Origin of the sequence: Novosphingobium sp. (assembly GCF_965229225.1) — a bacterium.
In the GTDB taxonomy this organism is placed as follows: domain Bacteria; phylum Pseudomonadota; class Alphaproteobacteria; order Sphingomonadales; family Sphingomonadaceae; genus Novosphingobium.
In genome coordinates, this window is record NZ_OZ245867.1 from 2,126,680 (window position 1) to 2,140,076 (window position 13,397).

Genomic DNA, 13,397 nt, shown 5'->3' on the forward strand with positions numbered 1-13,397 from the left:
CCCATCAAGGCGCGGCGCGGATCACCTCGCCGCCCTTCATCACGAAGGCGGGCTTTTCAAGCACGCGAACATCGGCGAGCGGATCGCCGTCCACCGCGACCAGATCGCCATAGCGGCCCGGTGCGATCGCGCCGACGTCGGCGGTCTTGTCCAGCGCCTCGGCCGCGCTTCTGGTGGCGGCCTGGATGGCCTCCAGCGGGGTCATGCCCCATTCGACCATCTTGGCGAACTGCTTGGCATTGTCGCCGTTGGGATAGACACCGCCATCGGTGCCGAACAGCAGCTTGACCCCGGCGGCGTGGGCGGCGCGGAAGGTCTCGCGCTGCTTGCGACCCACAAGACGCTCCTTGGCGAGGCTTTCCTCGAAAACTCCGTTCTTCGCGCCTTCGGCAAGGATATAGTCGTCGTTGTAGATATCCATATCGAGCCAGGCGCCCTTGGCCTTGGCGAGCTTGAAGCTCTCGTCATCGGCAAGGCTGGCATGCTCGATCGTATCGACGCCGCCGCGCAGCGCATCGTTGATACCGGCGGTGCCATGCGCGTGGGCCGCGACCCGCATGCCGAGCATGTGCGCTTCGTCGGTGACTGCCTTGATCTCCTCAAGGCTCATCTGCTGGCCGCCGACAGAATCGGTCTTCGAGAGGACCCCGCCGGTCATGCAGACCTTGATGACCTCGGCACCATACTTGCGCATCTTGCGCACGGCAGCGCGAAATTCTTCGGGTGAGTTGGCAATCCCCGGCGCTGGCACCGTGATCGAAGGCGGATACTCGGTCGAATAGCAGTGCCCGCCGGTCGCGCCGAGCGCATAGGTTGCGGGCACGATGCGCGGACCCGTGATGTAGCCCGCCTCGATGCCCTGCTTGAGCGCCACATCATCGTAGTTGCTCGATCCGACATTGCGCACGGTCGTGAACCCGGCCTCGACGGTGCGCTTCGCATTGGCGACGCCGACAACGGTCCAGAAGTTATCGGTGTATTCAAGAGTGCGGTAGCCGCCGAAGCGCGGATCGCCGGTGAGATGGACGTGCATGTCGATCAGGCCGGGAACGAGCGTGCGCGCGCCGAGATCGATCGTCTCCGCGCCGGCAGGAACAGCATCTCCAGGCTTGCCGACAGCGGCGATGCGGCCATCGGTGATCACGACCTGAACATTGTCCACCGTCCGGCCGGCGAGGACATCGACCATATGTGCGGCGCGGACCACCACCGTCTTTGCCGAGGCGGGCGCGGCGGCCAGTGCCAAACCGATGGTGATTGCCCCGATTGCGCTGCGCATTTCTCTTGTCTCCAAATATGTCAGAAGCTTGCTCGCATGCGGGCTCGACGCTGACAAGGCCGCTTATTCTGCGAGCACGCGAAGGCCATGCGCGGCGGCATGGGCCGCAAAGTCTCCGCCGGGGACCGCCCGCAGCCCCAGTGGCGCGCGGCGGTTCGGCAGATAGCCGGCAGCGCGCAGCGGGCCAGCGCGCGTATGGACGACAAGATTGACGCGCCGATATTCGCCGCGACCGGGGCGGAGTGGGTCACAATATTCCCAGGCGTCAAATTCGGCGAGGACCGAGCGCGGGATCGGTTTCAAGCCGCCATAGACCCAGCCCTTGACGCGGCCAGCGCCCGGCATCAGCACCGGATAGACGCCTTGGCGATCGCGCCGCAGGAACAGCGCGCCGGGCACCCAGCCGCGCCGGGGACGCCCGCCGAGCCGTGGCAGCAGCGTTTCGGTCAGCGTGCTGGAATGCTCGTGGGTCAGCGTGCCATAGAAGAACAGGCGGCGCGGGGCGTGCATCGGATTGGTGGGGGATCAGTGGTGGCAGGCCAGCGCCTCGACCACGTCCTCAAGCCTTGCGGCATCGCCCACCGCGATGACGTGGCCATCGGACCCGGCGTGGAGCGGTTCGCCGTTCCAGTCCGCCATGGTGCCGCCAGCCCCTTCGACAACGGGCACGAGCGCGGCCCAATCATGCAGCTTGAGCCCGGCCTCGCAAACGATATCGAGGAAACCCGAGGCGAGCATCGCGTAATTGTAGCAATCGCCGCCCATCACCATGCGCTTGTGATCGGTCTTTGCCGCGAGGCCCATGAAGTGGGCGCCATCGTGATCGTCAAAATAGTGCGGACCCGTCGTGGCGAGCGCGGCATCGGCGAGGTGCGCGCAGGCGCGGGTGCGGACGGCATGGCCATTGAAAGTTGTCGGCCGGCCGATGACGCCGACCCAGCGCTCGCCCAGGATCGGCTGGTCGATCACCCCGAGCACGGGAAACCCTTCGACCACGAGCGCGATCAGGGTTCCGAACAGCGGGCGGCCGGCAAGGAAACCGGTGGTGCCATCGATCGGATCGAGCACCCAGCTGCGCCTGGACGAGCCCGGCGTGGCACCCATTTCCTCACCGATCACCGTATCGTCCGGCACCTCGGTGATCAGGATGGCGCGCATGGCCTCTTCCGCCGCGCGGTCCGCGAGGGTGACAGGCGAGGCATCGGCCTTGCGATCAGCCGAAAGGCCGCTGCGGAAAAACGGGCGGATGGCAGCCCCTGCCGCATCGGCGAGGCGCAGGGCGAGAGCGATATCGCGATCCAGATCGGCATCTTTCATTGTGCAGCAATGGCGCGCGTTCGGGAGCACGGTCAAGGGGGGCATTTGCAGCTTCCCGCAGCCTCTGGCCTTGCCTTCAAGGACCTGATGCCTTGGCGAAGCGGCAGGATTGTGCTTATCGATAGTGATATTGCGCACACCCGGGGGATGATGGGGTGGCTAGACCGATCGCGGGCAGATCAATTCTGCCCGAGTGAGGGCAATGGGGGGCATTGATGAATCGGATGAGCAGACCTGCCGTTGACCCGGCGATCGCCTCGGGCGCGGCGGCGACGCGGGATGGCCAGCCGATCTCGTACAGCCGCGCACCGGCGCGCGATCTGCAGCCGTGGATTGCCCGGCTTTATGTCACCATCGTCGATGCCCCGGTGGACTACGCGCTTTCCTGCGGCATCTTCAGCGATGCGGCGATGCTGCGCATCCAGCTGCGCGGCGACTGGACGGCAGAGACAGCGGAGGGACGGCGCGAAATGGGCCGCGCCGCGCTCTACTTCGGTCCGCAGACGCGGCGCATGCCGATCACCGTCAAGGGAAGCTTCACCAGCGTTGGCCTGTCCTTCCGCGCGGGCGCCTGCCATGCACTGGGCAAGCTCAAGCTCGATACGATGTGCGACAAGCTGGCACCGGTTGAAACGCTGGGGCTGTGCCAGCACGAATGGATGAACCTGTGCGAGGCCGGCGGCTCGCCAGAAGACTGGTGCGCCGCCATGGAAGACGCCATGCGCCGCCAGATTGCGCGCGCCGGCGGGACCGAACCCGATCCGACCGCCGCCGCGGTGGAAGCCGCAGCCTTCACCAATCCCGAGATTACCGTCGCGCGGCTGGCACAGCAGTGCGGAACCGAACAGCGCAAGCTCGAACGGCAGGTACGGCGCGATTTCGGCATGCCGCCCAAGCAGGTGCTGCGCCGCGCCCGCGCGCTCGACATGGCAAGCCACTTGCGCGGTGTGGCTGATCACGACGAGGCCGAGGCACTGGCACTGCGCTACTACGACCAGAGCCACCTGATCCGCGAGTTCACCGCGCTGTTCGGGATGAGTCCGCGCCAGTTCGTCGATTCGCCGCAGCCGCTGATGACGCTCTCGCTGGAAACCCGGCAGGCACGGCGGCTGGAAACGATCGCGCGAATCGCGCCGGGCGATATCAAGCCCTGGCAGTAGGGCCTTCGCGCCATTCGCCGGGTGCAAGCCCCTCGAGCGTCCATTCGCCGATCCGCCAGCGAACCAGCCGCAAGGTGGGAAAGCCGGCCGCTGCGGTCATGCGGCGCACTTGCCGGTTGCGGCCTTCGCGGATGGTGAGTTCGATCCAGCAATCGGGCACGCTCTTGCGGAAGCGGACGGGCGGATCACGCGGCCAGAGCGAAGGCGGATCGATGCGGCGCACGTCGGCGGGAAGGGTTCGCCCATCTTTCAGCACCACACCTTGGCGCAAGGGCTCGAGCGCGGCCTCGTCCGGATCGCCTTCGACCTGCACCAGATAGGTCTTGGCCAGCTTGAAGCGCGGATCGGCGATGCGCGCCTGGAGGCGGCCATCATCGGTGAGCAGGAGCAGCCCTTCGCTATCGTGATCGAGCCGACCGGCGGGGTAGACGCCGGGACGCTGGATGTAGTCGGCAAGTGTCGGGCGCGGCGGGCCATTGGGCTCCGGGCTGAACTGGCAGAGCACGCCATAGGGCTTGTTGAACAGGATCAGCGCCATCCCGCTTCCCATGGGCTGCGATGGCGCCTGTGTCAAAAACTGCCAGTCCGCCTGATTGCGCGAACCACCTCGCGCGCTAAAGTCGCGTGGCGGCGGCAACGAAAACACGATGGGAGACGGGCGCCATGGAAGCCTTGCGTACTGATGACAGCCGGTTCGAGAACCTGCCCGGCTACGCCTTTGCACCGCACTATATCGACAGCCTCAAGGGATACGAGGGACTGCGTGTCCACTTCATCGATGAAGGCCCACGCGATGCGGCGACGACCTTCCTCTGCCTCCACGGCCAGCCGAGCTGGTGCTATCTCTATCGCAAGATGATCCCGATCTTTGCCGAGGCCGGTTACCGGGTGATCGCGCCCGACCTGCTTGGCTTTGGCCGGTCCGACAAGCCGGTGGACGAGGCGACCTATACCTTCCACTTCCACCGCGGCATGCTGATGGCGTTCATCGCAGCGCTGGACCTGACGCATATCACGCTTGTCTGTCAGGACTGGGGCGGCATCCTCGGCCTGACGATTCCGCCCGCCATGCCCGAACGTTTCGAGCGGCTGCTGGTGATGAACACCGCGATCCCGGTGGGCCAATCCGCCGGGCCCGGCTTCGACGCTTGGCGCGCCTACAATCGCAGCCAGCCGGATCTCGACATTGCAGCGCTCTTCAAGCGGGCACAAGTGGGCCTGAGCGACGCCGAAGCTGCGGCCTATGGCGCGCCCTTCCCCGATGCGCGCTACAAGGCCGGGGTCCGGCGCTTCCCCGAACTGGTGATGACGAGCCCGGACATGGAAGGCGTTGCCGAAGCCAAACGCGCCGCTGCGTGGTGGCACGACGAATGGCGTGGGCCAACGTTCATGGCGGTGGGGATGATGGACCCGGTGCTGGGGCCGGACCATATGGCGAACCTGCGCGCAACGATCCACGGCTGCCCGGCGCCGCTGGAAATCGCCGATGGCGGCCACTTCGTGCAGGAGCGGGGGGATGTGATCGCCAAGGCGGCGCTGGAGGCTTTCGGGCTCTAGGATCTGGAGTCCGACCCAGTGCCCCGACCCCCTCCCCCGTCAGGGAGAGGGCCGGAACCTCTTGAAAATCAATCGAACAGGCTGGAAACCGAACTTTCGTCGGCGATACGGCGGACCGCTTCGCCGATCAAGGGCGCAATCGTGAGCACGCGGATGCGATCGGACGCCTGGGTGGCCTCGGTCGGCAGGATCGTGTCGGTAATGACAAGCTCCTTGAGCGCCGAGTTGTTGACCCGCGCCACTGCGCCGCCAGAAAGCACGCCGTGGCTGATATAGGCGGCAACGCCCTTGGCTCCGCTATCGAGCAGCGCCTGCGCCGCGTTGCAGAGCGTGCCGCCCGAATCGATGATATCATCGATGAGAATGCACATGCGGCCCGAGACATCGCCGATGATGTTCATCACCTCGCTCTGGCCCGGACGGTCACGCCGCTTGTCGACGATGGCGAGGGGGGCGTTGTCGAGCCGCTTGGCGAGCGCACGGGCGCGGACCACACCGCCAACGTCGGGCGAAACGACCATGAGATCCTGACCGCCGTAGCGCGTCTGGATATCGGCGGCCATGACCGGCGCGGCGAAGAGGTTGTCGGTCGGGATATCGAAGAAGCCCTGGATCTGCCCGGCATGGAGATCGACCGCGAGTACGCGGTCGGCACCCGCCGTGGTGATCAGATTGGCGACAAGCTTGGCCGAGATCGGCGTGCGCGGGCCGGGCTTGCGGTCCTGCCGGGCATAGCCGAAGTACGGAATGACCGCAGTGATCCGCTTGGCCGAAGCGCGGCGCAGCGCATCGGTGCAGATCAGCAGTTCCATCAGGTTGTCGTTCGCCGGATAACCGGTCGACTGAACGATGAACACGTCTTCGCCGCGCACATTCTCGTGAATCTCGACGAAGACTTCCTCGTCGGCAAAGCGGCGGACCGAAGCTTCGGTCAGCGGCAGTTCGAGATAGGCAGCGATGGCGCGGGCCAGCGGCAGATTGCCGTTGCCGGACATGATCTTCATGGGCTTCCCCGAGTCCCTCAAATCTGGGCGATGGGCAGGGCCTTAGCCCAAGATGACAGCATTGCAACGTTCGGACACATGGTTTTGCACCAAGGCCAAGCTTGCACCATTGGATATCCTTGAACTGCTGCGCCAATGCCGCCTAGGGTCTGCCCATGGCCGATACACTCATCATCACCCTTGCGCAGCTCAACCAGAAGGTCGGCGATCTTGCCGCCAACGCAGCCACGATGCTCGCGGTGCGGGAGCGGGCCGAGGGCAGCGACCTCATCGTCTATCCCGAGATGCAGCTGATCGGCTATCCGCCGGAAGACCTGATCCTGAAGCCTGCACTGATAGAGCGGGCGGCCATCGCGCTCGAAGCCATGGCGGCGGCGACCGCGGATGGCGGCCCGGCGATGCTGGTTGGCTCGGTCTTCGTGCGCGATGGCGCGCTGCACAACGGCGTGGCGCTGCTCGATCAGGGCAAGGTGGCGGCGGTTCGGTTCAAGGTGGAGCTGCCCAACTACGGCACCTTCGACGAGAAGCGCTATTTCCTCCCTGGCCCGCTGCCCGAACCGGTGCCGTTCAAGGGCGCGATGCTGGGCCTGCCGATCTGCGAGGATATCTGGCAGCCTGAGGTGTGCCGGCATCTGGCGGCGCAGGGCGCGGACATTTTCCTGTGCATCAACGGCAGCCCCTACGAGATCGACAAGGACGTGCTGCGCATCGACGGTGTCGCCAAGCGCCGCGCGATCGATACGGGCATTCCGCTGGCCTATCTCAACCGCGTGGGCGGGCAGGACGAAGTGGTGTTTGACGGAGCAAGCTTCGTCGTTGGCCCGGAAGGCGCGCTGTGGGTGCAGATGCCGGACTGGGAAGAGGCGATCGTCGATACCGTGTGGCAGAAGGTGCCATCGGGTGCCGGACACCGCTGGCGCTGCCAGCCGGGTGTGGTTTCCGAACTCGCCGAGCATCCCGAGGACATTTACTGCGCGATGGTGCTCGCGCTGCGCGATTATGTGAACACGAACCGCTTTCCCGGCGTGGTGCTGGGGCTTTCGGGCGGAATCGATTCGGCGATCTGCGCGGCGATCGCAGTCGATGCGCTGGGCCCGGAGCGGGTGTGGTGCGTGATGATGCCGAGCGCCTACACCAGCGCCGAGAGCCTCGAGGATGCGGAGGCCTGCGCGAAGATGCTGGGCGTCCGGCTCGATACGATCCCGATCAGCCCGGCTGTCGATGCCTTTGCCGATATGCTGGCCCCCGCATTTGAAGGCCGCCAGCCCGATCTGGCAGAGGAGAACCTGCAATCGCGCATTCGTGGCACCACGTTGATGGCGCTTTCGAACAAGTTCGGGCCGATGCTGGTGACGACCGGCAACAAGAGCGAGATGAGCGTCGGCTACGCGACGATCTATGGCGACATGAACGGCGGCTACAACCCGCTGAAGGACGCCTACAAGACGACGGTCTTCGCGATTTCGCGCTGGCGCAACAAGGCGCGGCCCAAGATCGGGCTGGGGCCGGAAGGCATGGTTATGCCGGAGCGGATCATCACCAAGCCGCCGAGCGCCGAGCTGCGACCGGACCAGAAGGATTCGGATTCGCTGCCCGATTATGCCGTGCTCGATGCCATCCTGCTCGGGCTGGTGGAGCACGAGAAGAGCGTCGATCAACTCGTGGCCGAGGGATTCGACCATGCGACGGTTTCGCGGATCGAGCGGTTGCTCAATGTGGCCGAATACAAGCGTCGCCAGGCGCCGCCGGGGGTGAAGCTGGGCATGCGCAACTTCGGGCGCGACCGGCGCTATCCGATCACGCATGGGTTCCGGACCGGCTAGGCTTATTGCGAACGATTCTCATTGACCTTCGACTGCTTCCGACTAATCTGCGAATCGTTCGCAATTAGTTGGAAGCAGCTTCATGACCGCACCAGCCGGAAACCTTGCCGAAACGATTGCCCGGCTCGCCCGGGCACCATCGTTGCGGGAAAGATCGCCCCTCGCCCAGGACGTTATCCTTGCGATCCGGCTCTGCGCGCTGGCGGCGCGGGACGGCAGCGATCCCCTGCCCGCGCTCGCCTTGCGGCTGCGACACTGCGAGGCCGCGTTTGCGGTGCATGAACTGATCCGCACGGTGACAAGGCACTGGCCGGAGCCGTTCGGGGTTGGCCGGGCGTGCTGCCAGCGCCTTTCGCCGGACGAGGTGACGCTGGCACGCATGGTGGAGGCTGGCCAGGGGCGAAGCCACGCCGATTTCATGCGCACGATCGATGGTTTCGTGCCTGCCGCCGCCCACGAACCGCTGTGGGAAGCCTGCACCCACGCCGTCGTGCTGATGGGCTGAGCTTGTCGGGCCATCGCGGGCCGCTATAGGCGGAGCCATGCCGAACACCACCATCACGGTCACCACTCGCTTTGCGCCCTCGCCCACGGGCACGCTTCATGTCGGCAATATCCGCACGGCGCTGCACAACTGGCTGCTGGCCAAGAATAGCGGCGGGCGGTTCCTGCTGCGGATCGACGATACCGATGTGGCGCGCAGCCGCGAGGAACATGTCGAGGCGATCCGGGCGGATCTGGCGTGGCTGGGGCTGCATCCTGAGCGCGAGGAGCGGCAATCGGCGCGCTTTGCGATCTATGAAGCAGCGTTCGAGAAACTCGTCGCAACGGGGCGACTCTATCGCTGCTACGAAACCGCGCAGGAACTGGACCTGAAGCGCAAGGTGCTGCTGGGCCGCGGGTTGCCGCCTATTTACGATCGCGGTGCGTTGGCGCTGACCGAGGAAGATCACGCGGCCAAGGCTGCGGCCGGCGAGAGGCCGCATTGGCGCTTCCTGCTCGATCACGAAGCCCCGATCGAATGGGTGGACGGCATTCGCGGCGATCAGCACTTCGATCCGCGCCAGATGTCGGACCCGGTGGTGCGCCGGGCGGATGGCTCGTGGCTCTATATGCTGCCTTCGGTGATCGACGATATCGAGATGGGCATCACCGACGTGTTGCGCGGGGAGGACCACGTTTCCAACACCGCAACGCAGGTGCAGATGTTCACCGCGCTCGATGCGCCAGTGCCGCGCTTTGCGCATGAGGCGCTGTTGACGGGCGCAGAGGGCAAGCTTTCCAAGCGACTGGGCTCGCTGGGCGTAGCGGAGATGCGTGAGAACGGAATCGAGCCCGAAGCGCTGATCGCGCTGCTGGCGCGGTTGGGCACGAGCGATCCGGTCGATCCGGCACTCGATGCGGAGGCCCTCGCCGAGAGCTTCGACCTGACGCGGTTCGGGCGCGCGCCGGCGCGGTTCGATGATGCGGAACTGGCGCGGGTGAATGCAGCGGTGATCCACCGGTTGCCCTATGCGCGGGTGGCAGGCCGCCTGCCTGCGGAAATGGGCGAAGCGGCGTGGGAGGCGATCCGGCCTAACCTGAACACGGTGGCCGAGGCGGCGGACTGGTGGCGGGTGGTGACGGGGCCAATTTCAGCGCCGCAGTTCGATGCCGAGACGCGGGCGTTTCTGGATCAGGCAGCGACTGTTGCCGCCATGCTCGACTGGAATTGCGACCCGTGGAGTGCTCTCACCGGGGCGCTCAAGGATGCGACCGGACGCAAGGGCAAGGCGCTGTTCCTGCCGCTGCGGCAGGCGCTGACCGGCATGGACCACGGGCCGGACATGAAGGCATTGCTGCCACTGATCGGGCGGGATGAGACAGTGCGGCGGCTCGGTTGAAGTTACCCCTCCGACCCGCCTTCGGCGGCCCACCTCCCCATTTGTGCTTCGCAAAAACAGGGAGGACCTAGGCGCGGCCGGTCTGGCTGACGAGATGCGAGGGGTCTATGCCTTCGGCGCGCCAGGTGGCGGCCCAGCGTGCGGCGACGGAGGTTTCGAACAGGATCTCGCTGCGGCCTTGGGCGGCATACCAGCCGTGCTGACGCATCTCGCCTTCAAGCTGACCCGCGCCCCACCCGGCATATCCGAGCGCGACCAGCCATTTCGACGGTCCGCGCCCTTCGGCAATCGCGCGAAGCACGTCCATAGAAGCGGAGAGCGCGCAAAGCGGCTGGACTTCGACCGAGCCGCTGCCGCCCCAATCATTGCTGTGCAGCACGAACCCGCGCGAGGGTTCGACCGGGCCGCCATTAAGCACCGGGCCATCGGGCGCCATGCCGGGATCGATGCCGATATCGGCAAGCAGGCTGTGCAGCGTCACGTCCTCGCGCACGCTGCCGATGCCGATCCCCAGCGCGCCGTGCTCATCGTGCACGCACATCGCGATGACGGCCCGTTCAAAACGGGTATCGCCCATGCCGGGCATGGCAAGGAGGATGCGCCCGGCGAGGTATTGCGCCTCGGTCATGCCGCTGCAGCCTTGGAGCGCCGATCCTCCGCCGCTTCGATCAGGCGTTTTTCAATGGCGCGCATGCGGCTATCCGCCTCCACCTTCTCGCCAAGCACGTCGGTGACGTAGAACGTATCGACTGCGCGTTCGCCATAAGTCGCGATGTGGGCGGAGTGGACGACCAGCCGTGCTTCGAACAGAGCGCGCGCCAGCTGGCTGAGCAGCGCGGGACGGTCACGCGCACCAACCTCGATCACGGTGAAGCGGTTGGACGCCTTGTTGTCGAAAATGACGATCGGTTCGACTTCAAACGCTTCGGCGCGCGGACGAGCGGACGGCCGCGCGGCGAGCTGGGGCAGGAGCTTGACCCGATTGGCAAGCGCATCGGCGATCGCGTTCTTGAGGCGAGCAATCTGCGCAGGCTCGTTGAGCGGGCGGCCGAGCGGGTCCTGCACCAGGAAGTTGTCGACCGCGAGGCCGTTGCGCGCGGTGTGGATGCGCGCGTCGATGATGTTGCCGCCGGCGAGGTGGATGCCGCCCGCAATCCGGTAGAACAGGCCCGGATGATCGGCGGCGAGCACGGTGACGAGCGTGGCGCCCCGCGCCGCATACCAGTGCGCTTCGACCGTCAGCGGCTCATCGAGCGAGATGTCCATCTGCTGGAGATTGAGCGCGATGATGTCTTCCGGCTCGGCAATCCAGTAGGCATCGCCAAGCTGCCGGCCGACCGTGCCGATCAGCGCGTCGCGTTCCTTGAGCAGCGCGGCGACGGCCTTCTTCTTCGCGGCGATCCGTTCGGCGCGGCCGTGTTGCTTGTGGCCGAGCCGAAGGACTTCCTCCGCAGACATGAACAGATCGCCCAGCAGCTGGCGCTTCCACGAGTTCCAGATACCGGGGCCTACCGCGCGAATATCGACGATCGTGAGGATGAGCAGCAGCCGCAGCCGCTCCTGGCTCTGCACCCGGCCTGCGAAATCGGCGATGGTCTTGTAGTCGGCAAGGTCGCGTTTGAAGGCGGTGGCACTCATCAGAAGGTGCCAACGCACCAGCCAGGCGACAAGTTCCGTCTCAGCCGGCGACATGCCGAGGCGCGGGCAGAGCTTCATCGCGATCTCGGCACCGAGGATCGAGTGATCGCCGCGCCGCCCTTTGGCGATATCGTGCAGCAGGGTCGCAACGTAGAGGACGCGGCGTGAGGCGACCTTGGAAATGACCTCCGTCGCCATCGGGTGCTGCTCGGTCTCCTCGCCCTTCTCGATACGCGAGAGCAGGCCGATGGCGCGGATGGTGTGTTCATCGACCGTATAGTGGTGATACATGTCGAACTGCATCTGCGCGACGACGCGCCCGAAATCGGGCACGAAGCGGCCGAAAATCCCAGCCTCGCTCATCCAGCGCAGCGCGGTTTCGGGATCGTGGCGGCTGGTGAGCAGCTCCATGAACATCGTGTTGGCGCGCGGATCGCGGCGCACCGACGCGTCGATCAGGCCGGCATCGCGGCGGGCGAGGCGCATCGCTTCGGGATGGATTTCCAGCCCTTCGCGATCGGCAACGAGGAAGATCTCGATCAGCCGGACGGGATCGGTCCGGAAGAAATCATCGCCATCGGCGCCGAGCTTTTCGGCCTGGATCGGGAAGGCGCCGATCTTCCGCTTGCGGCGGCCGCGCAGCGCCGCGAAGAAGCCGATCTTTGTCTTGGCGAACTGTTCATCGAGCTGGGCGAGGAACATCCCGGTTAGCGAGCCGACCTGCGTTGCCTGCAGGAAGAAGTACTGCATGAAGCGCTCGACAGCGCTTTTGCCTGGGCGATCGGCGAAGTTCATGCGCAGCGCCACTTCGCGCTGGAGATCGAAGGTCAGCCGATCTTCAGCGCGGCCGGTCACCGCATGGAGATGGCAGCGCACCGACCAGAAGAAGTTCTCGGCGCGGCGGAAAGCGCGGTATTCCGCCGCCGTAAGCAGGCCGACGCCGACCAGTTCGCTGGGATCGCGAACCTTGTGGATGTATTTGCCGATCCAGTAGAGCGTGTGCAGATCGCGCAGGCCGCCCTTGCCTTCCTTTACGTTGGGTTCGACGACATAGCGGCTGTCGCCCAGCTTCTTGTGCCGCTCGTTGCGCTCGCCCAGCTTCTCGGCGACGAACTGACGCTCCGTGCCGGTGACGACTTCGGCCCAGAAGCGGCGCGAGCCTTCCTCATACAGCGCGCGGTCGCCCCAGACATAACGGCCTTCGAGGAGAGCGGTACGGATGGTGAGATCGCTGCGCGCCATGCGCACCATCTCATCGAGCGAGCGGCTGGACTGGCCGACCTTGAGGCCGAGATCCCAGAAGAAATAGAGCATCGCCTCGATCACCTGCTCGCACCAGGCGGTGGGCTTGGTGGGGGTGAGGAAAGCGATATCGACATCTGAATGCGGCGCCATCTCGCCGCGCCCGTAGCCGCCGACGGCGACCAGCGCGATGCGCTCGCCAGTCGAGCGGTTGCTGGCGCGATAGACGTGGCCGACGACATGATCGTGGATCACGCGGACCAGCTGATCGATCAGAAAAGCCTGCCCCTGCGCGCACTCCGCACCGTGCGAGGGCTTCTCGCGCAGGCGCCGGGCAAGTTCGTCCCGGCCCTTGGCGAGAGCCTCACGCAGCAGTTCGACAATCGCGGGCCGGGCCTTGTCGCCCTGCGCCGCGACACGATCGGCAATGACATCGGCGAGCGCCCGGCGATCGATGATGGCGCGCTGGTTGGGAATCCGGGGGGTGATCATAC

Annotated in this window: 12 protein-coding genes; 5 read left to right on the forward strand and 7 right to left on the reverse strand. The window is 65.8% G+C overall.

Going from position 1 to position 13,397, the window contains the following annotated elements:
- Window positions 1-4: 4 nt before the first annotated feature.
- The 3 genes from ACO06X_RS09775 to ACO06X_RS09785 form a co-directional block, all read right to left on the reverse strand.
- A complete protein-coding gene (locus tag ACO06X_RS09775; protein ID WP_421839726.1) occupies window positions 5-1,279 on the reverse strand; it encodes an amidohydrolase family protein in 1,275 nt (424 codons plus the stop codon).
- 63 nt (window positions 1,280-1,342) lie between these two features.
- A complete protein-coding gene (locus ACO06X_RS09780) occupies window positions 1,343-1,789 on the reverse strand; it encodes a gamma-glutamylcyclotransferase family protein (protein ID WP_421839727.1) in 447 nt (148 codons plus the stop codon).
- Between the two features lie 15 nt (window positions 1,790-1,804).
- Entirely contained in the window at window positions 1,805-2,596 is a 792-nt protein-coding gene (locus ACO06X_RS09785) for an inositol monophosphatase family protein (protein ID WP_421839728.1), read from the reverse strand.
- A 224-nt stretch (window positions 2,597-2,820) separates the two neighbouring features.
- On the opposite strand from ACO06X_RS09785, the gene ACO06X_RS09790 reads away from it, so the two are divergent.
- A complete protein-coding gene (locus ACO06X_RS09790) occupies window positions 2,821-3,756 on the forward strand; it encodes a helix-turn-helix domain-containing protein (RefSeq protein WP_421839729.1) in 936 nt (311 codons plus the stop codon).
- Here ACO06X_RS09790 and ACO06X_RS09795 read toward each other — a convergent pair.
- On the reverse strand, window positions 3,740-4,294 hold the full coding sequence (locus ACO06X_RS09795; protein WP_421839730.1) for an rRNA large subunit pseudouridine synthase E: 555 nt from the start codon (window positions 4,292-4,294) through the stop codon (window positions 3,740-3,742). The two genes, ACO06X_RS09790 and ACO06X_RS09795, sit on opposite strands and share 17 nt — an antisense overlap.
- Before the next feature lie 125 nt (window positions 4,295-4,419).
- Here ACO06X_RS09795 and ACO06X_RS09800 point away from each other — a divergent pair, with 125 nt between their 5' ends.
- Window positions 4,420-5,313 (forward strand): haloalkane dehalogenase, encoded by an 894-nt coding sequence (locus tag ACO06X_RS09800; RefSeq protein WP_421839731.1) that lies wholly within the window; start codon window positions 4,420-4,422, stop codon window positions 5,311-5,313.
- A 68-nt stretch (window positions 5,314-5,381) separates the two neighbouring features.
- Here the strand turns inward: ACO06X_RS09800 and ACO06X_RS09805 are convergent, their stop codons facing one another.
- A complete protein-coding gene (locus tag ACO06X_RS09805) occupies window positions 5,382-6,317 on the reverse strand; it encodes a ribose-phosphate pyrophosphokinase (RefSeq protein ID WP_298174438.1) in 936 nt (311 codons plus the stop codon).
- A gap of 155 nt (window positions 6,318-6,472) precedes the next feature.
- Between ACO06X_RS09805 and ACO06X_RS09810 the strand changes: the two genes are divergently transcribed.
- The 3 genes from ACO06X_RS09810 (at window position 6,473) to gltX (ending at window position 10,023) form a co-directional block, all read left to right on the forward strand.
- On the forward strand, window positions 6,473-8,140 hold the full coding sequence (locus tag ACO06X_RS09810) for an NAD+ synthase (protein ID WP_421839732.1): 1,668 nt from the start codon (window positions 6,473-6,475) through the stop codon (window positions 8,138-8,140).
- An 82-nt stretch (window positions 8,141-8,222) separates the two neighbouring features.
- A complete protein-coding gene (locus ACO06X_RS09815; protein WP_421839733.1) occupies window positions 8,223-8,645 on the forward strand; it encodes a hypothetical protein in 423 nt (140 codons plus the stop codon).
- Window positions 8,646-8,697: 52 nt separating this feature from the next.
- The gene (gltX, locus tag ACO06X_RS09820) at window positions 8,698-10,023 is read left to right on the forward strand and encodes a glutamate--tRNA ligase (RefSeq protein WP_421839880.1); all 1,326 of its coding nucleotides are present in this window, start codon (window positions 8,698-8,700) and stop codon (window positions 10,021-10,023) included.
- A 67-nt stretch (window positions 10,024-10,090) separates the two neighbouring features.
- Here the strand turns inward: gltX and ACO06X_RS09825 are convergent, their stop codons facing one another.
- Both ACO06X_RS09825 and ACO06X_RS09830 read right to left on the reverse strand, forming a co-directional pair.
- Complete coding sequence (locus ACO06X_RS09825; protein WP_421839734.1) at window positions 10,091-10,651, reverse strand: YqgE/AlgH family protein; 561 nt, start codon at window positions 10,649-10,651, stop codon at window positions 10,091-10,093.
- A complete protein-coding gene (locus ACO06X_RS09830) occupies window positions 10,648-13,395 on the reverse strand; it encodes a [protein-PII] uridylyltransferase (protein WP_421839735.1) in 2,748 nt (915 codons plus the stop codon). The genes ACO06X_RS09825 and ACO06X_RS09830 overlap by 4 nt, the downstream gene beginning before the upstream one ends.
- Between the last annotated feature and the right edge of the window lie 2 nt (window positions 13,396-13,397).

Excerpts from the sequence above, each read along its gene's own strand:
- ACO06X_RS09775 (WP_421839726.1), bottom strand. The coding sequence starts at position 1,279 with ATGCGCAGCGCAATCGGGGCAATCACCATCGGTTTGGCACTGGCCGCC.
- ACO06X_RS09780 (WP_421839727.1), bottom strand. The coding sequence starts at position 1,789 with ATGCACGCCCCGCGCCGCCTGTTCTTCTATGGCACGCTGACCCACGAG.
- ACO06X_RS09785 (WP_421839728.1), bottom strand. The coding sequence starts at position 2,596 with ATGAAAGATGCCGATCTGGATCGCGATATCGCTCTCGCCCTGCGCCTC.
- ACO06X_RS09790 (WP_421839729.1), top strand. The coding sequence starts at position 2,821 with ATGAGCAGACCTGCCGTTGACCCGGCGATCGCCTCGGGCGCGGCGGCG.
- ACO06X_RS09795 (WP_421839730.1), bottom strand. The coding sequence starts at position 4,294 with ATGGCGCTGATCCTGTTCAACAAGCCCTATGGCGTGCTCTGCCAGTTC.
- ACO06X_RS09800 (WP_421839731.1), top strand. The coding sequence starts at position 4,420 with ATGGAAGCCTTGCGTACTGATGACAGCCGGTTCGAGAACCTGCCCGGC.
- ACO06X_RS09805 (WP_298174438.1), bottom strand. The coding sequence starts at position 6,317 with ATGAAGATCATGTCCGGCAACGGCAATCTGCCGCTGGCCCGCGCCATC.
- ACO06X_RS09810 (WP_421839732.1), top strand. The coding sequence starts at position 6,473 with ATGGCCGATACACTCATCATCACCCTTGCGCAGCTCAACCAGAAGGTC.
- ACO06X_RS09815 (WP_421839733.1), top strand. The coding sequence starts at position 8,223 with ATGACCGCACCAGCCGGAAACCTTGCCGAAACGATTGCCCGGCTCGCC.
- ACO06X_RS09825 (WP_421839734.1), bottom strand. The coding sequence starts at position 10,651 with ATGACCGAGGCGCAATACCTCGCCGGGCGCATCCTCCTTGCCATGCCC.
- ACO06X_RS09830 (WP_421839735.1), bottom strand. The coding sequence starts at position 13,395 with ATGATCACCCCCCGGATTCCCAACCAGCGCGCCATCATCGATCGCCGG.